This window comes from Acidaminobacter hydrogenoformans DSM 2784, assembly GCF_900103005.1.
Taxonomy (GTDB): domain Bacteria; phylum Bacillota; class Clostridia; order Peptostreptococcales; family Acidaminobacteraceae; genus Acidaminobacter; species Acidaminobacter hydrogenoformans.
In genome coordinates this window covers 115,276-137,087 of the sequence record NZ_FMWL01000007.1, presented here as the reverse complement: position 1 = coordinate 137,087, position 21,812 = coordinate 115,276, and the positions used below count along the sequence as shown (strand labels likewise).

Below are 21,812 nucleotides of genomic sequence, written 5' to 3'. Positions count from 1 at the left end.
TTTCATTGATTACCTTACAGATCAATCCTGCGCCCCTCTTCCGCGGACAGATACGCCGCATAAATCAACTTCACAGATTCTGCTGCCAATTCATAGTCACTGACCGGCTTCCTGCCGAAGGCCACGCACTCCACGAAATCCTGGAGCTCGCCAGTATAGCCTCTGAGAACCTCGTCCGATACAAAGGAACGGTTCCATCCCAGCTTGTTCGGCAGCATCTCAGCGAGATATACGTCTTCAATCCCCGCTTCGTCCAGGAAATACGTCTGGAGGTAATCCGTCGGCGCGACGTTGCAGTTAAAGGTCGCGTCATTGGCATAAACATCCACATAGGTCTTTGTCCCGCCCAGATATGTGTCCGAACCGATCACCAGCGCCTTGGTCCCATCCGAGAAGGTCATGGTTACCGTGATATTGTCCTCTACATCCACGGGATTCGCGTTCAAGTGGCGCCGTTCCGCCTCCGTCAGTCGCTGAACTACATAGCTCGCATCTGCCGTCACGCTGACTACCTTGATTTCCTCGCCCTTTGAAGCCGCTTCCGTCCGCTTCAGCCAAAGCATGCCCGTCAGGGGATGGATCGCGTTGCGCATCAGCGGTCCACCACCGGTTTTAGACCATTGTCCGGCAACCGGTGAACTTGAACCCCTCAGGCTCGCTTCACCTTTCATAAAGAGAATCCTGCTGCCCTTTACCGCTATTAATTCCGCAGCCTTTCTCAGATTAGGCGCGTACACAAAATTCTCAGCGTACATAAACAGTCTGCCGCTGGCTTCGACAATCTTTTTGCCCTTGTCCAGCTCCCTGCAGATCGCCTCAAACATCTGCCGTTTGGAAACATTTTTCCCAATCAGCTCCGGATCCCCTGCCTCGCCAAAATATCCGGTGAATGGTTTCTCGCAGATCACATGCTTACCTGCCTTCATGGCTTCGTAAACCATTTTAGGATGCAGCGACGGTGGCGTCACGATGTCCACAATGTCGATCTCAGGATCCCTGAGCACCTCTTGATAATCCGTCAGCACCTGTTCAATCCCATATTTTTCCTTAAGCGCATTCGCCTTTTCCACGTCCACATCCACCAGTGCCTTCAGCCGGACTTCCACCCCATGGATTTTCTCATAGCCGTTGAGATGCAATATCGCGCCATACCCGCCGCCAATCAGCGCAATGGTAATTTCCTTCTTTGCCATAGTCATCCTCCGCTCCATTTCTTCACATCTTAAGTGATTTCTTTTCTGCCGATGGTCGTTGATGTTTTCTGTTGAATTGTTTCGCTGAATCGTTTCACTGAATCGTTTTAACAGCATTGTAATCCCGAATTTTCTTTCTGTCAATCCCTGTTTCAATATTTGTACAAATATTTATGGTTATTCTGTTTGGAGTTATTTTTATTTTTTTCGCTCCTGTCGTGTTTCTTGCCTCTTTCCCGCATGGGTCCTGCGTTCCATCATTTCACTTCGGTTCCTGAATGTCGTACCCGGATGCCAGGGTTTAAGATGCGGCATTCCTTTGCTGAATCGATTCTGTGGTTCTCATTGACACGCTTTCGCACCCCTGGGTATAATGAGTTAATACTTGATGACTAAACACCTCAAAAGAAACAGGTGACCTGCTATGAAACCAGAAGGAAAAAGAAAACACCGCGTGACGCTCAAGCAGGTGGCCGCCCATGCCGGCGTCTCCCTGACAACGGCCTCTATGGCCCTCAACGGCAACCCAAGCATTCCAGAAGTGACCACCCGAAAGGTTTTTGACGCCATTGAAGCCCTTGGCTACGTCTATGACCGCGGCGCCGCAAGTTTGCGCTCCGGCTCATCCTCAGCTTCAGCCACCGGCATTATCGTCACCGACCTGGTCAATCCTTTCTATACAGAGCTTCTGATCGGGATTCAGCAAAAACTGAACGAAACCGAGCAGACCTCTCTCCTGGGCACGACCTTCGACTCTTGCAAGGTCCAGGACCGGCTGATCTCCATGATGCTGGAATACCGGGTCAGCGGCATTCTCCTGTTCGCTGCGCCGGGTACAAAGAGCGAAGTGATCCATCGTATCCGAAGCTTTGGCATTCCAGTCGTGCTGATAAACCGTATGTTTCCCGAGCTTTCCTGTGATTACATTGGTGTCGACAACGTCCATGGCGGTTATGTGGCCACAAGACACTTGCTGGACCAGGGACATCGACGTATTGCCTTCATTGGCGGCAATCATCAGCTTTTCACCTGGCACGGGCGGCTCGAGGGGTATAAGCAAGCCCTGGAAAAGGCGGGACTTACCGCTGATCCGGACCTCATTCTGGAAAGCCTTTGCGAACGGGAAGAAGGCAAAAGCCTGATACAGAAACTGCTGGCTTTGCCAAACCCGCCGAACGCGATCTTCTGCTACAACGATACCATTGCTATAGGTGCCATGATGGCGCTGAAGGCCGAAGGCATCCAGCCGGGCCGGGACATCTCCATTGTCGGTTTCGATGATATTCCTGAAGGCATATCATTCAGTCCATCCTTGACAACGGTTTCAGCTTATCCGAGACAGCTGGGCGCCAAAGCCATCGAGCTGCTGCACGAGCGCATCGCCAATCCCGAAATGCCCGTCGAAAACATCATCCTGCCAACCGAACTGATCATAAGAGAGTCCTCCATTTTAATTCAAAGATAAAACGCAATGTTGCTCATTGCTTGACGTTGAGACGCGAATCATCGACTTAAGCAAGAAGATAGGCCATAAAAATCAAAAATAAGCCCAGATGGGCACAATTCCCATTTTGTACCCTCCAAAACAAAAATGCACACTCCCCTTCCTTCAAATCGTTGAACATTAGGATGGGAGGGTGCATTTTATCAATTTTTGTGGGTGTTTCCAATAAAAAACGGATCATGACTATGTGTCATGGTCCGTTTTTTATTGGTAGTGGTTTGCCTTGAAAATGTAGGTAAGCGTCAACTCAGGATCCTATGTCTTTCTCAAACCTTATTCTATGTATGCCACTGGGCAAACACTGATGCATTTCCCGCAGGTATCTGCTATTTCCAAAGGTGTGCTCGCCGTCATCAGCGACTCATTTTTGTTGAGCTCATCCTGACAGTCAAACTTCTTGAAGGATTCAGTTTCCAGCGCTTGAACTGGACAAATTTTAAGACAAAGTGAACAGGACCCGTTTTTCACATATAAACATTTATTATCGAGTGGCTTAGAATTTGCCTGTAACGGCGCAGAAGTGATCACAGTGCAAAAGCGTCCGGCGGAGCCCTTTTCAGTGATCAGCAATCGGTTCAGACCAAAGGCACCCAAACCTGCAATAGCAGCTGCGCTTCGGTGTGACCACATAGACTTCAAATCCTTCGGATCATAGGTATGCGTTGCCTGAATCGTTTTCGTTGAGTAGCCAAGCATTGTCAAATAGTCCGCCACCGCTTGATTCATCTTATCGAAATGACGGTTTATTTCCTGATAGGCTTCCGACCATAGAAAAGAACCATGCTCCACCGTATTGGGTTCCATGGCAACCTCTTTTGTGAAAGGCACAAAATAGCTGATCACGCTTTTGGCATCCGGCAGCAATTCTGTAGGGTTTAAGTGCCAATCTCCTATGATCTCTTTGAGTTTTGAATATCGCTCATCTTCTGCTGATGAAAAGGCGACGACAGGGCTTCTGAATAAATCCGGACGATTAAGTTCGTTTAAGCTGTCAATAATCTTTTGTTCTATACTATTTTCCAGGATATCATTCGCTCGCATAAGACAAATCCCTTCCGCAGTACTCATTGTATTTTTGTTAAATACATAATACAACAACATTAACATGAAGTAAATGGTCGAATGCCCGCCTCCGGATTATCAGAATGCCATCTTTTTAGCTTTTCATAACGATCCTATTGTAAAAACAGGAGACCATCGGCAAAGGTCCTTAAGCTTCTTTTGAGAACGCTTTAAGACTCTGATGCCGATGGTCTTCTCAATTTCAACCTCTTCATGCTGATATAATTCGGAAGTTTATAATCTATATTTAGAATTTCTCAGCTCCATCTAAATTGGAAATATATGGTTAATAATTAACCGCATCACTAACTCAGTTTAACCTTTCCTGAGTTCCTCCATCGCAACGAATGCTTTATAAGAGCTTCTTACGAAAGGCCCGGAAGCCACATATTTGAATCCCAAATCTATTGCGATGTCCCGCAGTTCATCGAACTTATTGGGGGTTACGTATTCAAAAATTGGTATGTGTTCTTCAGAAGGTCTGAGATACTGCCCTAAAGTCAATATATCACAGCCTGCTAACAGCAGATCTCTCATCACCTGGATTATCTGCTCATCGGTTTCCCCCAGACCCAGCATTAGTCCGGATTTAGTGTAAATCTGACCATCCATTTCCTTAACGCGCCGGAGCAGTTCTACTGATCTGCCGTAGTCAGCTTGGGGCCGGACTTTTTCGTAAAGTTCAGGGACAGTTTCAACGTTATGATTGATTATGTCTGGCTTAGCAATGACAATTTCAGCTAAAGCACTCCAATTCCCACAAAGATCCGGAATGAGCAGTTCAATGGTAGAATCCGCATTCAGCAAGCGAATAGCCTCAACTGTCCTGGCAAAACATCCCGCCCCCCCATCCTCTAAATCGTCACGGGTAACAGAAGTAATAACGGCGTGCTTCAGCTCCAACTGCCTGCACGCTTTGGCCACATTGAGCGGTTCCTGAAAATCCAAGGGTCCGGCTATTCCTTTGGGTACTGCGCAAAAGCGGCAGTTCCGTGTGCAGATATCCCCCATGATCATAAAGGTTGCCGTCTTATTTTCAAAGCATTTACCAATATTGGGGCAATTGGCGCTTTCACAAACGGTATGCAGTGATAACAATTCCAACATTCTTCCCATTTCTTCAAACACCTCTTGATTGGGTGCCTTTTGTTTCAACCATTCTGGTCTTGGTATCATAGTATCTGCTCCCCTAAAAAAAATGCATCTTTCTGTATCAGTCTCATGTCAAAAATGTCACCGAATGTGTCCCTGACCTTATTGATTATCATTTGATCTTCTACTGTCTCACAATATTCATTGAGGGACGCCACTCCGAATTCTACAATACCACAGGGATTGATCAAACCGAAATGTTCCTTATTAACATGTAGATTGAGAGAAAGGCCATGCATGGTGATCCACTTTTTAACATGGACGCCAATGGCTGCAATTTTGTTATCTCCTATCCAGACGCCGGTATACTTCTCCTTACGCTTTCCTTCAAGCCCGAACGCTTCAAGTGATTTTATCACAGCCGTTTCCAGTTGCCTCAGGTACCAGTGGGTATCTTTCACGAAGCTGTTCAGGTTCATGATGGGATAAACAACTAACTGCCCAGGTCCATGATAGGTGATATTACCACCTCGACTTGTATAGCAGATTTCAATGCCCATACTGGATAGGACATCCGGTTGAACCAGAAGATTCTCCACACCTCCGTTACTTCCTATAGTAAAAACTGGGGAATGCTGAAGCATTAATAGAATTCCGTCAGCCCTCCCACTTCTAACTATGTCGAAGGCTTGTTTCTGCAATTTCAAACCATTTGCGTAAGTGACAGGATTATCAAACTGAATTACGTAACAGGTTCTCATGGATTCACTCCTTAGAATAATAGATTTGCAGCCAATGGGTACGAGTTGGCCACCCATGTACCCCGCCCTCAATGCTATCCTGAGTCTGCCCGTGCCGTATTAAATATATTTTTATTTCAGCTGCTTTCATTTATACAAATGTATGTGGAAAACAGATCATTTCGGCAAATGGATTGCATTGCCGTGAACTGCATGCGCTGATTCTTGAATAGCTTCCGCTACTGTGGGATGTGCATGAATCGTTGTAATGATTTCATCCACAGTTGCTTCAAGTCGCAGGGCCATAGCACCTTCAACGATCAATTCAGTCGCCTTCGGTCCTGCCATATGCATTCCCAACACCTCATCCGTCTTCGCGTCGATAATGAATTTAACCAGTCCTTCAGTCTCACCCAGAATAAACGCCTTACCATTTGACATGAGCGGAAACCGTCCGACAGTATAGTTAATGCCTGCTTGTCTCACCTGATCTTCAGTCATACCCACGGATGCGATTTCGGGTTTCGTATAGATGCAATAAGGTATCGTTCTGAAATCCATCTTGGATTTCTTATTCATAATTGCCTCAACTGCGACAATTCCCTGAGCCGACGCCACGTGGGCCAGCATGATGCCCCCGGTACAGTCCCCTATTGCATAGACATTGCTGACATTGGTCTGCATATCCTTATTGACAGAGATTCCTTTGTCGACTTTGACGCCTATTTTTTCAAGTCCCAGATTACTTATAACAGGTCTTCTGCCTATTGACAGCAATACTTTTTCAGACTCTATCACCTGATTGCCTTCTATTGAGGAAACCTGAACCCTGACGCCTCCTGCAAATGCTTCAAAGCTTTCAACCTTAGATTTTGTAAGTATTTTAACCCCTTGGTTTCTCAATTCAAAATCAAGATAGTTGACGATTTCTTCATCCATCGTCTGAACGATTCTTGGAAGCATCTCAATAATTGAAACCTCGACACCCAGTCTGGAGAACAGACTGGCAAATTCGGATCCGATAACGCCGCCACCGATAATAGACAGGCTTTTAGGGAGTGTTTCCATGGAGAGGATTTCATTGCTGGTCATGATGCCTTCCGACATAATTCCCGAAATGGGTGGCACAGCGGGTTCTGACCCTGTGGCAACTATAGCATAATCAAAATCAGACAATTGTCTGTCACCACTTTCAGAAATGACTTCCACCTGATTGGCTGATAAAAACCGTCCTTCCCCGAACAGGATTGTCACCTTATTGCTTATCAGCAAGGCTTCAACACTATTGACCAAAGCTCTAATGACTTCTGCTTTACGATCCATAAGCCTGTTCCAGTCTACTTCGGTCCCCTGCGTTTTAATGCCAAGTTTTTTTCCGCTTTTCAGCAGCTCATGATACAAATCCGTAGTGTGAAGAAGTACTTTTGTGGGAATACAGCCAACATTCATACAGGTCCCACCAAAATACTTCTTTTCAACGATCGTGACGTCTGCCCCCAACTGAGCCGCTCTGATTGCTGCAACATAGCCTCCGGGGCCGCCTCCCAGTATAAGTAATTTCATTGATAACCTCCTACAACATCAAGATACTTGGATTTTCCATGTATTCTTTCACCCTGTTCATAAACTGTGCTGCAACAGACCCATCCACCACGCGATGGTCCGCGGTCAGACTCAAGTTCATCATTGGAATGAACTGGAGCTGTCCATTAACGTTGGTTGCCACTTCCTTGATAGTGTTAATCCCCATTATAGCAACTTCAGGCTGATTGATTATTGGAGTGAATGATTCAATCCCGAACATACCCAGATTTGTGACTGTAAATGTTCCACCAGTCATTTCATCGGGTTGAAGCGTATTTGTCCTGGCTTTTTCTGCAAGACTTTTGATCTCCTCAGAGATTGCCTCAATCCCCTTCACATTGGCATATTTAATGACCGGAACAATCAATCCCTCATTCAGCGCCACTGCGACACCCATATTTACAAAGTTGCGAGTGATGATTTCATCATCATCTACTGATGCGTTAAGCAATGGAAATTCAAGTAAAACTCTTGAAAGAATCTTCACGATGATATCAGTATACGTTACTTTAAATATGGGTTTGAGATTCTCCCTCAGCCGCTGCATTTCTCGGGTATCAACGCTAAGACTGTAGTTGACAGTCGCTGATGTATTCTGACTATAAGACATCCGCTCAGAAATCACCCGTCTCATGGCGCTCATGCCCTCACGATACTCTTCAGGCTGTGCCATTTCCTGCAGTCGTTTAAAATTCCAGTACTCAACGACATCATCTTTCATGATTCTATCGTTTTTTTGAATTTTTTCTATCTCGATCCCAAGTCCTGCTGCCAGTTTTTCTGCCGCAGGTGAAGACTTTACTTTTGATTGAGGAGAGTTGTCATAATCAAGGACATCCTGTTCTGTTATCGAACCCGACATACCTGTTCCCGTTATGTTCTCCAAATTAATGCCCAGTTCCTTGGCAAGCTTTTTCGCTTTAGGCGATGCCATGATTCGATTCCCGGCTTTCTCGACGTTTTTTTCCTTCAGTTGTGTGGGCTTTTCGGCTTCGACAACATTCACAGGTACTGATTCCGTTTGGGCAAGCAGGCCGGAGATATCTTCATCTGCTTCAGCTATGATCCCCACAGGTTTAAGAACCTGCACAATGCCGTCTGCGTGAATTATTTTTCTTAAAACGCCGCCGACAGTGGCATCAATATCATTAGTGAGTTTATCAGTTTCAACGCCAAAAATAGCATCTCCTTTTTGAACCACATCACCTTCCTGCTTATACCATTTGACAATTTTTCCTTCAGTCATGGTAAGACCTAATTTCGGCATAACTATCAATTGTCCCATAATTTCCTCCTGAAGTTATTTTGCTATGAAGAATCCAGATTTTAGAGCGGTTTCCAAGGTTTTTTTAACATCGACGTGCCATGGACCGTTCCGAGTAATTTTGAATTCAAGCTGATCGCCTTCGAAAAAACGTATCTCTCTTTCACCATCCACGGCAACGATCCCACTGAAATCAGACTTCCAGCAAACAGAACTATTCAGTTTGATTATTTCTGGATTCTCCGCTTCAATTTTGATGATTGTTCCCGCCGAGATAGGGGCATAGAAATGATTTGATCCACCACCTATTTTCAATAGTCCTCCAAAATCGTCCGTTGAATCAATTCGACAGTTTGCCCCGACAATGGACGAAAAACCAATTGACGCAGGATGGCACTTCGAGACAATAAGCTGCTTGAAATGCTCAATATCCCATATTGCTTTAGCACCTATAAAGATTTCATCAGATATGACCGCGTCCATTAAAGCAATATCTACAAAATTGTTATTTATATAAATTTCAATGATTTTATCCCGGTCGCATGAATGGCTCAGGTCAATTTTCCCTGACGCAACTGCTGCAGCTGCCATGCCTACAACCGTTCCCTCGATCATTTCCGGGTATGCATTGTTTGTTCCTGTAGAAACGCCTATCAACGGGACCGTTTTTAGTTTTTTTGCTACAAGACGATGGGTGCCATCACCGCCCAGTACAACCACACAATCCACGCCAAGAGACTCGAGCATCTCAGCCGCAACCTCTGTATCGCTTGGAGCATCCTTGATATAAAAATTCAGGATTTCTATATCTGCGCTTAATTCACCTGATAACTGCAGCTTGTCTTGAACTTTATAGCCCATCATTGAAGAATCCGGCATGATGAAAACTTTTTCAACCCCGAATTTTTGTGCGCCCAGGATAATTCGCTCAACAATATTAACTTTCTCATTGTTATCGATTACGGTAGCATGAGATACTAATCTTCTGATATCCTTTCCCGATGCGGGATTTGCAATTATTCCTATTGATGACATTTTTCACCTCAGTCAGCATGCACATGATATCCTAAGACATCATGTGCATGCTCTATATCACACTATTTTTTTGATTGCATGGACGATATCTAGCTGATCGGGAAGCACATAGTCTTCCAATCCTGGTGAGAAAGGAATGGGTGTATTGAGGGCTCCAACTCGTAGAATGGGAGCATCCAGTGAGAAAAAGAATTCTTCAGCGATCACAGCTGCGATCTCTCCGATAAATCCCCCTCTTTTCACTTCTTCAGATACCAAAACAACTTTCCCGGTCTTCTCGACAGATGTTTTGATTGTCTCTTTATCCAAAGGATAGAGTGACCTCAGGTCAATGACTTCCACATCAACGCCGTCTTTACTAAGTGTTTCCGCAGCGCTGAGCGCATCGTATACCTGCTTGCCATATGTGATTACAGTTACTTGAGAGCCTTCACGCTTGACCGCTGCCTTCCCAAGAGGAATAGGCACAATCGTGTCCGGTACTTCGCCCTTCATTGCGTACATGGATTTGTTTTCTAAGTACATCACTGGATTATCATCCTCGATTGCTGTCAACATCATGCCTGCCGCGTCTGCAGCATTGGATGGATAAATCACCTTAAGACCAGGAACATGGGTCAACCAGCTCTCCAGAGACTGTGAATGCTGTGCAGCAGCTCTCACACCGCCTCCGCTTGGCAAACGTACAACCATTGGCATTGAAACCTTGCCACCGAACATATACCGCATTTTCGCAGCTTGGTTAACCAGCTGATCCATACCAACTGTCAAAAAATCTACAAACATCAACTCGGCAATCGGTTTTAGGCCCGCTGCTGCTGCGCCTACCGCAGCACCAATAATGACACCTTCAGAAATCGGAGTATCAATAACACGCTTATCGGTAAACTCATCTACCATGCCCGCTGTAACCCCGAAACACCCACCAAATTGGCCGACATCTTCTCCAAAAATCAAGACATTCGGATCCTCCAACATTTTAATTCTCATGCCTTCTCGAATACCTTCAGCGTAAGTTAGAGTTCTCATCGGATTTTTACCTCCTCAACGATATCAGAAAATATATCTTGAACTGCTTGTTCAACTGCAGGGTAAGGACTATCTTGAGCGAATTTAACGGCATTACTGACTTCCGTTTCTATCTTGTTATTTAATGCTTCAATCTCTTCCAAAGTTACGACTTTGTTCTCAACGAGGAACGACTCCATGCGCTTGACGGGATCTTTTTCTATCCATTCCTGAAGCTCTGAGGCAGCACGGTAAATTGTAGGATCTCCTTCGAAATGACCACGATGTCGATAGGTCTTACACTCCACCAAGGTTGGCCCCTGTTGCTTTCTTGCGCGTTTAACAGCCTCCTCTACCGCTTCGTATACTGCAAACACATCATTACCGTCGACTGTAACGCCTGGAATATTATATCCAGTGGCGCGATCGGAAATATTCTTTATAGCCATATGTCGTTCCTGGCTCATGGAAATACCATATCCGTTGTTCTCACAAACATAAACAACTGGCAATTTCCATATGCTGGCAAGGTTCATCGATTCATGGAATGTACTCTGGTTGGTCGAAGCGTCACCAAAAAAACAAACACAAACTTGTTCAGTCCCTCTGTATTTTGCACTGAGTCCCGCACCTGCTGCAATGTTATGTCCAGCGCCGACAATACCATTGGCGCCGAGAATTCCTTTCGTCGCATCCGCGATATGCATGGATCCGCCTTTGCCTTTACAGTAGCCGGTTTCTTTCCCAAACAGCTCAGCCATCATCAGATTAAGATCCCCGCCCTTCGAAACGATATGACCATGGCCGCGATGTGTGCTGGTGATAAAATCATCTTCATTCAGATTGGCACAAGCACCTGTTGCAACAGCTTCTTCACCGATATAAAGATGAACAAACCCCGGAATCTGTCCTTCTGAGAACAGTATCATTGCTCTTTCTTCAAACTTTCTGATTTTCAACATATTTTCGTACATGCTCAATATCTTCTCGTTACTTAGCTTCAAAGTGATTCCTCCTTTTCAATTATGCATACTTCAATGCAGGCCACTGCAGCTTCGATGCTGTCGTCACGGTCGCCGAATTCTGGGATATTGATCCCTCGCACCTTCAAGCCACCACTCACAACCAGCACCTCTTTTTGCCCGATCGGCAGATACATTTTGATTGATTCTGAATCCACTTCATCCGGTCGTGAAACGGCAATCGTCATTTTTATGAGAATTTTTTCATTCATCTCTTTCAACGAGTAGCCCAACACCTCCTGCAATCCAGAAAGGCAACTTCTGGATATAGCTTCCCGGACAGCTTTTCCGGCTGCATCCGTGACTGATTGGCCGTGAAAGTCCAGTCCCAGACCAAATTCGATGATAAACCGTTTGATACGCATCACCTCTTACCGTTTTCCATTTTTTAAATACTTGGACTCACTGTTAATTTAGCCGATCTGTTACTGCAACGAACAAAGCCGTTTATGATCGTCCCTCCCTTCAGAATCTTTTTGAATCAAACTACCAATGACATGTAATGTGTCATCTATTACTTAAGCAATTAACATGCCAAAATAATAAGTGCTCACAATAGCTTTATTGCTGGCTCTCCAACTTTAATCCGTTTTCCCATTATGTCTTTTTCCCATTTTGAAATTCCCAAATTGGGAAACGGCATAAAAATAACCGTCTCAAAATGGGCATTAAAACCCAGTCCGAAACGGTTAATAATTTAGTGCAGCCATCACCTAATTACTTTACTTAGATAGACTGAACTATGTATTTTTTTATTGCTCTTTGAAAGATTTTACATCAATCTGATAGGACAAAATCTTTCTATAGATTGTTGACTTGCCAATTTTCAGCTGCTCTGCAGCTTCAACCGCATTTCCATTCGCTGCACGAAGCGCTTCAATTATACAGAATTTCTCGACATTCTGTAGATTATCGTTTTTGAAATCTATCTTGGACGACAGTTCCATATTATGATTATAGCTGCCATTGATGGTATCTCCATCACACAGGTAATACTCCTTCTGAATATAATTCCGCAGTTCTCTTACATTACCTTTCCACGGCTTTTTCATTAAGGCGTCTTTGAACTTTTCGCTGAATTGTTTTTCACTACAGTTATTCTCAAGATTCAGACGCTTGATGAATTTATCTGCCAGCAGCAGAATGTCATTCTTCCGATCCCTGAGTGGTATTAGTGATATTTTTACTACATTGAGCCTGAAATATAGATCTTCCCGAAATCCCTTAACTTCAATCTCTCTTTCAAGATTTCTATTAGTCGCGGCTATGATTCGAACATTCAAATCCCGTTCATAGCGACTGCCAATTCGGCTTACTTTCTGATCATCGAGGATCCTCAGAAACTTAGATTGAATTTCTAATGGCAGCTCACCGATTTCATCAAGAAAAATCGTACCACCGTTCGCCAGTTCAAATTTACCTGGCTTACCTTCGTTAGACGCACCTGTAAAGGCACCCTTTTCATAACCGAAAAGCTCACTCTCAGCAAGATCCTTTGGCAAAGCTGCACAATTAATTGCGATGAAAGGTCCTTCGCTTCGAGAACTATGATGATGTATTGCGTGCGCAAAAATTTCTTTTCCTGTTCCACTCTCGCCTTGAATAAGTACCGTACAATCATATTCTGCAATTTTTTTGGCAAAATTTTTGACTGCTTGCATATTGTCATCACAGGTAATCAAATCATCAAAGGTGTATCCAGAACTAAAACCCGCAAGTTTTGATACCTCTCGTCTCACATTGGCAGCTTCCTTAATCAGAAATACTGCGCCACTCACTTGATTATCAATAATTGTAGGCGAAATGATGATCATGCATTCCAATTTTGTTCGTTTAAAATTGATTGTATAATCATTCAACTTTATATTTTTTCCTAAGTTCAAAACTTCATTTTGAATATTGATATCCTTGAATATATCCCTCAGATCTAAGCCCATTAGATCTTCCCTTTTGATCCCCAAGAGTTCTGCCATTTTATCATTTATGTGAAGTATTTTAAAAGAATTGTCTATAACAAAAAAACCATCCATGACAGAGTTGATTGCTGTATTTATCAACTGATAAGAAGCCATTAAATTTAATTGCTTTTCAATTATTGCAGCAGCAGTAGTAACAATACCAAAAGTATGAATATGTTCGTCTTCAACACTCCCTGATATGTCGAGACATCCTATGATTTTCCCAAACGGGTCTCTGATTATTGCGGCTGAGCATGTCCAAGGATGATGTGAGAGACAATAATGTTCTGCGCCTTTCATATGAATAGCTTCTTTTCTAGCGAGTGCGGTTCCAATAGCATTAGAACCCACATTCGCCTCATCCCAGTGTGTCCCAAGAAAAAATTTTAAGTTGCTGTGTTTATTATGAATACTTTCATTCTCAATGACATGGATGAGCACACCCTCGCCATCTGACAAGACAATACTGAAACTTGTATTTTTGATGATTGTATAGATATTTTCCATTATTGGAGCTGCTATCTTAATGAGATTTTCATTCTTAACGAGCCGCTCTTTAAGTTCTTCATTGGATATAATTTGTCCAAAACCATCATTGTAATCAACATCCAAAGCGATGCAGCGGTCCCAGGCTTCCTTTACACATGGCCGTGTGTCTCCAGATAATTCTCCGTTTAAAACATACGATTCCCAATTTTTTTTTAATCTTTCTATTTTGGAATTCATAGGCCACCTCCTGGTTATGTTTATATCTTATACTAAATTAGGTCAAAAATACAGCTGCAAACCTGCCATCTTTGAAGACAATAAAAGACCATCGGCAACGTCCTAAAGCTTTTTCTGAGTGCTTAAGTGACTGAGTTTGCCGATGGTCTTCTCTATTCACATCCAATTGTCCTTAACGTTTTTGCTGACGTACCGTCATGCCTGTCGCTTTCGTTCGCAGCTTCTTGACGCGTCAGTAAAGCAAAGCTTACAAGTCCATCGCCGCATGATGCCCTTGATAAATGGCCGTTGTAATGGTCGACGCCTTGACGCAGTCGCCAATTTGAGCCACTTCCAGAGCGCTGTCCCAAAGTGCGTTCACGACATCGCGGCGTGGACGCTGCCCTGCGGCGCAAATAACAGAAGTCCCCGGCACCAGCACCTCCCTGCCCTCACCGTCCAGGCAAGCCAGGCCCTCCGGCTGGACACGTACTGCCTTGTGACCGGTAAGCACCTTAATGCCGCGCGCCTCAATCTCACCAAGCAGGATGGGACGGTGCCGAATATTGGCATCTGGCGCAAGCTCCGCCCGCATTTCCACCAAATGCACCTGTTTGCCCTCACGCGCAAAATGGATCGCCGCCTCGCAGCCCGCCAGGCCACCACCAAGAACGACAACCTGATCGCTCACTTGATCCTGCCGGTGATGCAGGTCATTCACCACAATGACATTTTCTCCGTCCAGCCCCGGAATTGGCGGCAGGATAGGTGCAGAACCGGGCGCCAAAAGGATGGCATCCGCGTTTTCCTGATCCGCGTAAGCCTTCGTCACTTCGGTATTGAGCCTGATTTCCACACCAGCCTCTTCCGCCAGCTTTCCAAGGGTGACGCCCAGCTTGTACATCTCGTGCTTGAAGGGGATCGCCTGTTCACCCACCAGAATGCCGCCGACCTCATCACCCTTCTCACAGAGCACGACCTTGTGCCCTCTGCGCGCGGCTGTCAGCGCCGCTTGAAGGCCGGCCGGGCCAGCGCCCACCACCAGCACCTTCTTCGATTTTGCCGCAGGCAGGATTTCCATTCCGTCCAGTTCCCTGCCTATCAACGGATTGACCGCACAACGCCGCGTCGCGGTCATAGCCCGCTCCGCCATACAGGTGAAGCAGCGGAGGCAGTGAATGATGTGGTCATCCCGGTTGGTCATAACCTTCTTTGGCAGCTCAGGGTCCGCCAGCAGCGCCCTTGCCATTTCAACAATATCCGCTTTTCCGGTAGCAATAATTTCTTCCATCATCTTCGGATCATTCAGCCCGCCGATGGTCGCAACAGGGACACTCACATGCTTTTTAATCTCCGCTGCAAGATACACATTGCTCCCATGTGGCAGGAACATGGACGGATGGGTCACGCCAAATCCCCGCTGGTAGGTGCCTGCCGACACATGAAGCAGGTCAATCCTGGATTCCAGAAGTTTGGCAATTTCAATCCCCTCAGTGAGGTCATAGCCGCCATCAAACAGTTCTGAACCGCTCATTCGAAATTCAATGGGAAAGCCAGGACCTACAGCTTTTCGGACGCTGTCCAGAACTTCCTGAGCAAACCGGACTCGGTTTTCCAGGCTTCCGCCATAGTGATCCGTCCGCTTATTGAAATAAGGGGACAGGAACTGATTGATCAGCCAACCATGGCCGCCGTGGACCATCACCATTTCAAAGCCGGCCCGTTTCGCCAGCGCGGCGCTGGTGCCATAGGCTTCCACAATCTCCGCGATCATAGCTTCCGTAAGCGCCTTGACTTCAAGCCCGTCAGGCCGCACCCCGTCACTTGGCCCCCACTGATTGAGCCCCTTTTTCTTATCTTTATCTGTCAGATAGGTGCCCGCATACTGGCCTGAGTGGGACAGCTCCACACTGGCAATGGCGCCGTGACGTCTGATGGCGTCCGCGGTGTAGGTAAAGCTGGACAGCGCGCCCACCGTCTGCAGATCCAAATGATACATGTGTGACCCTTCCGTTTCCGGATGAACCACCAACTCACTCACCGTCACGGAAGCCGCGCCGCCTTTGGCTCTGAGCTCATAAAAGGCTGTGGAAGCGCGCCCAATCGTACAATCCGCTGTGATATCTGTTCCGCCCATAGGCGCTCCGAACATGCGATTTCTAAAATGTACATTTCCAATTTGAATGGGTTTACTAAGATTTGGATACTTTCTGATCATGGTCAATGCCCTCCTATCTTCCTGATTATGCAGTGATTCTGCTGGGTTGAACGCTGGCTTTCTTCGTGACGAGCTTATAGATCAAGGTCAGCGCAAGCCCTGCCAGACTGAACCCTATGGCCACCAGGAATGCCCGCTGATAGCTGCCGTCTGCTTTTGAAATGCTGTTCATGATGGTTGGGCCAAAATAGCCGGCGAGGGCAAAGCCCACAAACATGATCCCATAATTCACACTGTTGTTTTTCGCGCCAAACTGATCCGCCGTGAAGCCCGGAAACACGCCCATGAAGGAGCCAAAGCTGAGTCCAATGATGGAGATGCCCACATAGAACGTCATGATGCTGCCACTGCCTGATATGTAAAGGAAACTGAGGCCGCCCATGGAAAGGACGCAGGCTGCTGCCAGGGTGTTCACCCGGCCAATCCTGTCAGAGATCACGCCCGCCGCAATCCTGCCAAAGGCATTGAACAGGGCTAATGTCGAAATAGCCGCCGTCGCGCCTGCAGTTGACATGCCTATCATTTTCTTCGCCAGCGGAGAGACTTGAGAAATGCACATTAAACCCGCGAAGGCGCCGCAAATCAGCAGTGAAATCATGACATAAAACTCAGGGCTGCGCATCATAGCTTTCCAATCCTTGTTCACTTTCAAAGAGGTACCTTTAACTCCAACTGGTGGAGTCCAACCCTCCGGAACAAAATCCGGCGGACACTTTTCCATGAAAAAAGCGCTGCTGCATACAATAATTAAAAATGCTGTCCCTATGATCTTAAACGCGGAGGTTGGTCCCGCCGCCGCTATGATAGCAGCCGCAATAGGTGGGATAATCACTGAGCTGAGTCCAAATAGGGCTGTCGTTACGCCGCCAACAAAGCCACGTTTGTCAGGGAAAAACTTCACCGAGCTGCTGATCGTGCAACCGTACACCATGCCCAGGCCAAGGCCGGTAATGATGCTGTAGCTGTAGATCAAATGCTGAACATTTTGAGCGAAACCGGACAGGATCATGCCGCCTCCAAACATGAGTCCCCCTAAGAAAATGACTTTCTTTGGACCAAACAGGTCATTGATGCGTCCGCCAAAAATCATGGTGATTGGGCCAACTGAGTTCGCTATGACAAATACGATCGCCAGGTTCGCCGGTGTCAGCGCTGAACCGTTTAATTGATTCAAATACTCCGCCATGGGCGCGGAAAACACACTCCATGCGTATAAAGAACCCACACACAGATTAATAAAGCAGCTTGCGATGAGAATGACCCATCTTTTCCTTGTGAAATTCATTAAACATCCTCCTCAAACATTTTGTTATTTTTATCACACTCTGCGTTATTTGTACCACAGCAACGTCAAACATGTCAACATTTATATGTTTTGTTATACCTGTTTTATTTTATCCCTATTGCAGAACATGTCTGCTTGTCAACATCAATGCACTATGTTAAGGTAGTCTTGTAGCTTGAAGCTGCTGATCTGCAGCGACTTAAGAGCATCAATAATTCATGGATATCGAGGGATCCCTATGAGAACATTGAAATTTGCTGTACTGGGTTTATTAAATCGCAGACCCATGACCGGATATGAAATTGGCAAGGAATTTGATTATGAGCTGGGCCAGTTCTGGAACGCCAAGCACAGTCAAATCTATCCCGAGCTGAAAAAGCTGCTGGACGAAGGCCTCGTCGTCTTCGACGTTGAAATCAGCGGCGATATTCTGGAGAAAAAGCGTTATACCATCACTGAAAAAGGTCAGCTGGAACTGCTCAAATGGCTTCATAAGGATGAGCCTTTGGAAAAAACACCAAAAGATATTTTTCGTCTTCGCATGTACTTCAGCAACAACCTGGATCTGGAATCCCGGATTCACCTGTTGGAAAGCCAACTGATCCAGCACGAGAAACGCTTGTCAATTCTTAACAAAACCATGGAGCAATACCCGGAGGGTGTCCCGCCTCATGATACAGACCGCTTCGGAGATTTTATCGTGCTGGAGAGCGCTATTATGAGGGAAGAATACGCCATTGAGTGGATCAAAAAATGTATGGGTTATTGTAAGGCTGCGCTGGAAAAGGAACAAGGTAAGACGAAATAAAGAGATTCATTGCGCGTCCATCGGCACAAAAGAGAAAACGCTCGAAACCAATATTGATGGTTCAGAGCGTTTTTACTTTTTGTACTCAATTCACCTTAAGACCATGATGCTTGTTAAAACCAAACCTGGATCAGCTTCCTTACTGCCTTTGATAACTCAACTTCCGTCATAGCGGCATAACCAACAATAACCAGCGGCCGTTTACTTAAATTGCTGTCATCGCGGTAGTATTTAGAGATTCCGTAGACCTTGAAGCCTTTTTCTAAAGCATTGTTGACCAGTTGTGCTTCAGTCATGCCGTTATTTACCCTGAGAAGCAGATGCAGTCCGGCATCCGCGCCTAACACTTCAATATCATAACCTGACGCTTGAATCGTCTGGACGATCAGCTCTCTTTTCCTTCGGTAGATCGTCCGCATTTTATTCAGATGCCGTTCAAAATAACCGTCTTGTATGAAGCTGGAGAGCATTTTTTGAACGACTATCGGCACAGGACAATTAAAGTAGGACAGATGTTCATGGTACTTTTTGAGAAGATGTGAAGGCAGCACCATATAGCTGACGCGTATCGCCGGAGAGAAGGATTTTGAAAACGCCCCCATGTAGATGACCTTTTCATTGGTGTCGAGGCCTTGCATGGCTGGGATGGGTTTGCCGCTAAATTTGAATTCACTGTCATAATCGTCCTCAATGATATAACGCTGCTGACTTTCATTGGCCCAGTTCAGCAGCTGTATTCTCCTGTTGATGGGCATGATGACACCGGTAGGAAACTGATGGGCTGGGGTCAGGCAGGCAATATCGACCTTAGTCTTCTGGATCTCACCTGGAATCATCCCCTCCTCATCAATCTTCACAGGCCTAAACTTCACGCCATGACTGGAAAATACCATGAACAATTTTTCATAACCCGGATTCTCGAGACCATAGATGCTGTTTCTGTCTAACAATTGAATCAGTATATTGAACAGAAACTCAGTTCCTGCGCTGATGATGATTTGATCCGGTGTGCAGTTGACACCTCTTGATTGATGCAGATATTCTGCAATACACTGACGCAAATCGCTTTGTCCCTGAGGGTGCCCCAGCTTCAGCAGCGTCTTGTCATACTCATTGATCGCATCTTTTGAGAGTTTACGCCAGGCTGCATATGGAAAACTCTGTTCATCCACACCGAGGTATGAAAAGTCATGTTCGACCTCATAGGGAGAACGGATCTGCTTCGGTGCGCGGTACCCTTCCTGTCCCGGCAAATTGAGCATATGATCAAGCTTGCTGACGTAATAGCCATACCTCTCTTTGGATAGAATATAGCCCTCTTCAATCAACTGATCATAGGCTGCCTGAATGGTATTTTGGCTGACGTTCAAATGTGTCGAGAGCTTTCTTTTGGAAGGAAGCTTCGTGTTTTGAATAATCTTACCGGACTGAATTTCTGATTTTATGTAAGAATAAAGCTGTTCATACAGCGGGACTTTGCCACCCGCTTCAAAGGTCAGCGTTAAAAGATCCAAAGCTATCACCCTCTCATCTGGTACCATCAACATATCGATATCTGATCCTTATAACAAGGTCAGTTTCCCCCTATAATAGTGCCAATGCTACTACATTGTCAAGCACACGAGGAGGAGATGACAGTTATGAACAATCGCTATGAACTCAACAAAAACCTGGCCCAGATGCTGAAGGGCGGCGTCATTATGGATGTTACGACACCTGAACAAGCACGGATTGCCGAGGCAGCCGGCGCTTGCGCGGTCATGGCTCTGGAAAGAATCCCCGCTGACATTCGGGCCGCAGGTGGTGTATCGAGAATGAGCGATCCTGTGATGATTCGAAGCATCCAGCAAGCCGTTTCTATTCCTGTTATGGCCAAAGTGCGTATTGGTCATTTCGCGGAAGCTCAAATCCTGCAGGCCATTGAAATTGACTTTATTGATGAAAGTGAAGTCCTTTCACCCGCAGATGACACTTATCATATCAATAAATCAAAATTTAGCGTCCCCTTTGTCTGTGGTGCCAAAGACCTGGGAGAAGCCCTGAGAAGAATTGCCGAGGGCGCTGCCATGATCCGAACCAAAGGCGAGCCCGGAACTGGAGATGTGGTACAAGCCGTTCGTCATATGAGACTGATCCAGCAGCAAATCCGAAGGCTTCAAAGCATGCTTGAGGATGAACTCTTTCATGCGGCAAAAGAATTGCAGGTGCCTTATGCTTTGGCGAAATATGTCCACGATCACGGAAAGCTTCCAGTAGTCAATTTCGCGGCAGGCGGCGTGGCCACTCCAGCAGATGCGGCACTCATGATGCAGCTTGGCGCGGAGGGTGTCTTTGTAGGCTCCGGAATCTTTAAATCCGGCAATCCTGAGAAACGCGCCCAAGCCATTGTAAAGGCCGTCACGAACTTCAACGACCATAAAATGCTGGCGGATCTATCCGCGGATTTAGGCGAAGCCATGGTCGGCATCAACGAACAGGAAATTGAATTGCTTATGGCCCAGCGAGGTGCCTGATGAAAAAAACTATTGGTGTCTTATCTCTTCAAGGTGCCTTCGCTGAACACATCCAAATGGTGCAGAGGCTAGGCGCAATCGGAATCGAAATCAGAAAGAAAAGCGACTTGCCCGCCCATCACCTTGATGGCATCATCTTGCCGGGTGGGGAGAGTACGGTCATGGGTAAGCTGCTTCATGAACTTGACATCTTCGACGACTTACAACAGCTTATCAAGGAGGGCATGCCTGTTATGGGGACCTGCGCCGGCATGATTCTGCTGGCAAAATCCATCAACAACGACTCAAAAGTCCATCTGGGCACCATGGACATTGAGGTCAGGCGAAACGCTTACGGCCGACAGCTTGGCAGCTTCAGCATCCGCGGAGAATTTGGCGACATGAAAGATGTCCCTATGGTTTTTATCCGGGCACCCTATATCGCACAGGCATCGAAAGACGTCGAGGTACTGGCCAAAGTTGACAACCATATTGTAGCCGCCAAACAAGGCAACATGGTGGTCACCTCCTTTCATCCGGAGCTAACCTCAGACACTAACGTGCATAGCTTTTTCCTTGATATGGTCTATCGTGTTAAATGATATAAATTGGATGGATAATCATGATGCAATAGGGAATAAATGTTAATTGCACATGTTATTATTTCGCAGCCTACACTCTCCCACACAAAAATGCACCCTCCCCATCCTTCAAATCGTTGTACATTTGGATGGGAAGGGTGCATTTTATCAATTATTGTAGATGTTCCCAAAAAGAGTGTACCTCGAACGTCCAAAACAGCTTATTTCACGTCTACCAGTCAATTGGCTTCATTCGTAGCC

The 21,812-nt window shown here is 45.9% G+C and carries 18 protein-coding genes; 4 read left to right on the top strand and 14 right to left on the bottom strand.

Annotated elements, in window-relative coordinates; translation table 11 throughout:
- Positions 1-14: 14 nt before the first annotated feature.
- Positions 15-1,193: a Gfo/Idh/MocA family protein gene (locus BLP63_RS08870; RefSeq protein ID WP_242870852.1), complete on the bottom strand. Its 1,179-nt coding sequence runs from the start codon at positions 1,191-1,193 to the stop codon at positions 15-17.
- 424 nt (positions 1,194-1,617) lie between these two features.
- On the opposite strand from BLP63_RS08870, the gene BLP63_RS08865 reads away from it, so the two are divergent.
- Positions 1,618-2,658: a substrate-binding domain-containing protein gene (locus BLP63_RS08865; RefSeq protein WP_092590660.1), complete on the top strand. Its 1,041-nt coding sequence runs from the start codon at positions 1,618-1,620 to the stop codon at positions 2,656-2,658.
- A gap of 312 nt (positions 2,659-2,970) precedes the next feature.
- Here the strand turns inward: BLP63_RS08865 and BLP63_RS08860 are convergent, their stop codons facing one another.
- The 12 genes from BLP63_RS08860 to BLP63_RS08805 all read right to left on the bottom strand — a co-directional run bounded on the left by BLP63_RS08860 (position 2,971) and on the right by BLP63_RS08805 (position 17,670).
- A complete protein-coding gene (locus BLP63_RS08860; protein WP_092590658.1) occupies positions 2,971-3,738 on the bottom strand; it encodes an epoxyqueuosine reductase in 768 nt (255 codons plus the stop codon).
- Between the two features lie 336 nt (positions 3,739-4,074).
- A complete protein-coding gene (lipA, locus tag BLP63_RS08855; RefSeq protein WP_092590656.1) occupies positions 4,075-4,935 on the bottom strand; it encodes a lipoyl synthase in 861 nt (286 codons plus the stop codon).
- A complete protein-coding gene (gene lipB / locus BLP63_RS08850) occupies positions 4,932-5,612 on the bottom strand; it encodes a lipoyl(octanoyl) transferase LipB (RefSeq protein ID WP_092590654.1) in 681 nt (226 codons plus the stop codon). Before lipB ends, lipA begins: the two co-directional genes overlap by 4 nt.
- Positions 5,613-5,768: 156 nt before the next feature.
- Positions 5,769-7,154 (bottom strand): dihydrolipoyl dehydrogenase, encoded by a 1,386-nt coding sequence (gene lpdA / locus BLP63_RS08845; protein ID WP_092590652.1) that lies wholly within the window; start codon positions 7,152-7,154, stop codon positions 5,769-5,771.
- Positions 7,155-7,164: 10 nt separating this feature from the next.
- Positions 7,165-8,460: a dihydrolipoamide acetyltransferase family protein gene (locus BLP63_RS08840; protein ID WP_092590650.1), complete on the bottom strand. Its 1,296-nt coding sequence runs from the start codon at positions 8,458-8,460 to the stop codon at positions 7,165-7,167.
- A gap of 15 nt (positions 8,461-8,475) precedes the next feature.
- The gene (locus BLP63_RS08835; RefSeq protein ID WP_092590648.1) at positions 8,476-9,474 is read right to left on the bottom strand and encodes an ATP-NAD kinase family protein; all 999 of its coding nucleotides are present in this window, start codon (positions 9,472-9,474) and stop codon (positions 8,476-8,478) included.
- 57 nt (positions 9,475-9,531) lie between these two features.
- Positions 9,532-10,503: an alpha-ketoacid dehydrogenase subunit beta gene (locus BLP63_RS08830; protein ID WP_092590646.1), complete on the bottom strand. Its 972-nt coding sequence runs from the start codon at positions 10,501-10,503 to the stop codon at positions 9,532-9,534.
- The gene (locus BLP63_RS08825; RefSeq protein WP_330387123.1) at positions 10,500-11,486 is read right to left on the bottom strand and encodes a thiamine pyrophosphate-dependent dehydrogenase E1 component subunit alpha; all 987 of its coding nucleotides are present in this window, start codon (positions 11,484-11,486) and stop codon (positions 10,500-10,502) included. The genes BLP63_RS08830 and BLP63_RS08825 overlap by 4 nt, the downstream gene beginning before the upstream one ends.
- Positions 11,483-11,869, bottom strand: coding sequence for a Lin0512 family protein (locus BLP63_RS08820; RefSeq protein WP_092590644.1), 387 nt, complete (start codon positions 11,867-11,869; stop codon positions 11,483-11,485). Before BLP63_RS08820 ends, BLP63_RS08825 begins: the two co-directional genes overlap by 4 nt.
- 387 nt (positions 11,870-12,256) lie before the next feature.
- A complete protein-coding gene (locus BLP63_RS08815; protein ID WP_092590642.1) occupies positions 12,257-14,188 on the bottom strand; it encodes a sigma-54-dependent Fis family transcriptional regulator in 1,932 nt (643 codons plus the stop codon).
- Positions 14,189-14,435: 247 nt separating this feature from the next.
- Positions 14,436-16,385, bottom strand: coding sequence for an NAD(P)/FAD-dependent oxidoreductase (locus BLP63_RS08810; protein WP_092590640.1), 1,950 nt, complete (start codon positions 16,383-16,385; stop codon positions 14,436-14,438).
- A gap of 25 nt (positions 16,386-16,410) precedes the next feature.
- Positions 16,411-17,670 (bottom strand): L-lactate MFS transporter, encoded by a 1,260-nt coding sequence (locus BLP63_RS08805; RefSeq protein ID WP_092590638.1) that lies wholly within the window; start codon positions 17,668-17,670, stop codon positions 16,411-16,413.
- A gap of 238 nt (positions 17,671-17,908) precedes the next feature.
- Between BLP63_RS08805 and BLP63_RS08800 the strand changes: the two genes are divergently transcribed.
- Positions 17,909-18,478: a PadR family transcriptional regulator gene (locus BLP63_RS08800; RefSeq protein WP_092590636.1), complete on the top strand. Its 570-nt coding sequence runs from the start codon at positions 17,909-17,911 to the stop codon at positions 18,476-18,478.
- A gap of 113 nt (positions 18,479-18,591) precedes the next feature.
- Here the strand turns inward: BLP63_RS08800 and pdxR are convergent, their stop codons facing one another.
- The gene (gene pdxR / locus BLP63_RS08795; protein ID WP_242870851.1) at positions 18,592-19,992 is read right to left on the bottom strand and encodes a MocR-like pyridoxine biosynthesis transcription factor PdxR; all 1,401 of its coding nucleotides are present in this window, start codon (positions 19,990-19,992) and stop codon (positions 18,592-18,594) included.
- 126 nt (positions 19,993-20,118) lie between these two features.
- Between pdxR and pdxS the strand changes: the two genes are divergently transcribed.
- Together pdxS and pdxT are read left to right on the top strand one after the other, a co-directional pair.
- On the top strand, positions 20,119-20,991 hold the full coding sequence (gene pdxS, locus BLP63_RS08790; RefSeq protein ID WP_092590634.1) for a pyridoxal 5'-phosphate synthase lyase subunit PdxS: 873 nt from the start codon (positions 20,119-20,121) through the stop codon (positions 20,989-20,991).
- Positions 20,991-21,572, top strand: coding sequence for a pyridoxal 5'-phosphate synthase glutaminase subunit PdxT (gene pdxT / locus BLP63_RS08785; protein ID WP_092590632.1), 582 nt, complete (start codon positions 20,991-20,993; stop codon positions 21,570-21,572). The genes pdxS and pdxT overlap by 1 nt, the downstream gene beginning before the upstream one ends.
- Positions 21,573-21,812: the final 240 nt, after the last annotated feature.

Excerpts from the sequence above, each read along its gene's own strand:
- BLP63_RS08800 (WP_092590636.1), top strand. The coding sequence starts at position 17,909 with ATGAGAACATTGAAATTTGCTGTACTGGGTTTATTAAATCGCAGACCC.
- pdxS (WP_092590634.1), top strand. The coding sequence starts at position 20,119 with ATGAACAATCGCTATGAACTCAACAAAAACCTGGCCCAGATGCTGAAG.
- BLP63_RS08820 (WP_092590644.1), bottom strand. The coding sequence starts at position 11,869 with ATGCGTATCAAACGGTTTATCATCGAATTTGGTCTGGGACTGGACTTT.
- BLP63_RS08865 (WP_092590660.1), top strand. The coding sequence starts at position 1,618 with ATGAAACCAGAAGGAAAAAGAAAACACCGCGTGACGCTCAAGCAGGTG.
- lipA (WP_092590656.1), bottom strand. The coding sequence starts at position 4,935 with ATGATACCAAGACCAGAATGGTTGAAACAAAAGGCACCCAATCAAGAG.
- BLP63_RS08835 (WP_092590648.1), bottom strand. The coding sequence starts at position 9,474 with ATGTCATCAATAGGAATAATTGCAAATCCCGCATCGGGAAAGGATATC.
- lpdA (WP_092590652.1), bottom strand. The coding sequence starts at position 7,154 with ATGAAATTACTTATACTGGGAGGCGGCCCCGGAGGCTATGTTGCAGCA.
- BLP63_RS08870 (WP_242870852.1), bottom strand. The coding sequence starts at position 1,193 with ATGGCAAAGAAGGAAATTACCATTGCGCTGATTGGCGGCGGGTATGGC.
- BLP63_RS08840 (WP_092590650.1), bottom strand. The coding sequence starts at position 8,460 with ATGGGACAATTGATAGTTATGCCGAAATTAGGTCTTACCATGACTGAA.
- BLP63_RS08860 (WP_092590658.1), bottom strand. The coding sequence starts at position 3,738 with ATGCGAGCGAATGATATCCTGGAAAATAGTATAGAACAAAAGATTATT.
- BLP63_RS08810 (WP_092590640.1), bottom strand. The coding sequence starts at position 16,385 with ATGATCAGAAAGTATCCAAATCTTAGTAAACCCATTCAAATTGGAAAT.
- BLP63_RS08830 (WP_092590646.1), bottom strand. The coding sequence starts at position 10,503 with ATGAGAACTCTAACTTACGCTGAAGGTATTCGAGAAGGCATGAGAATT.
- pdxT (WP_092590632.1), top strand. The coding sequence starts at position 20,991 with ATGAAAAAAACTATTGGTGTCTTATCTCTTCAAGGTGCCTTCGCTGAA.
- BLP63_RS08805 (WP_092590638.1), bottom strand. The coding sequence starts at position 17,670 with ATGAATTTCACAAGGAAAAGATGGGTCATTCTCATCGCAAGCTGCTTT.
- lipB (WP_092590654.1), bottom strand. The coding sequence starts at position 5,612 with ATGAGAACCTGTTACGTAATTCAGTTTGATAATCCTGTCACTTACGCA.
- BLP63_RS08815 (WP_092590642.1), bottom strand. The coding sequence starts at position 14,188 with ATGAATTCCAAAATAGAAAGATTAAAAAAAAATTGGGAATCGTATGTT.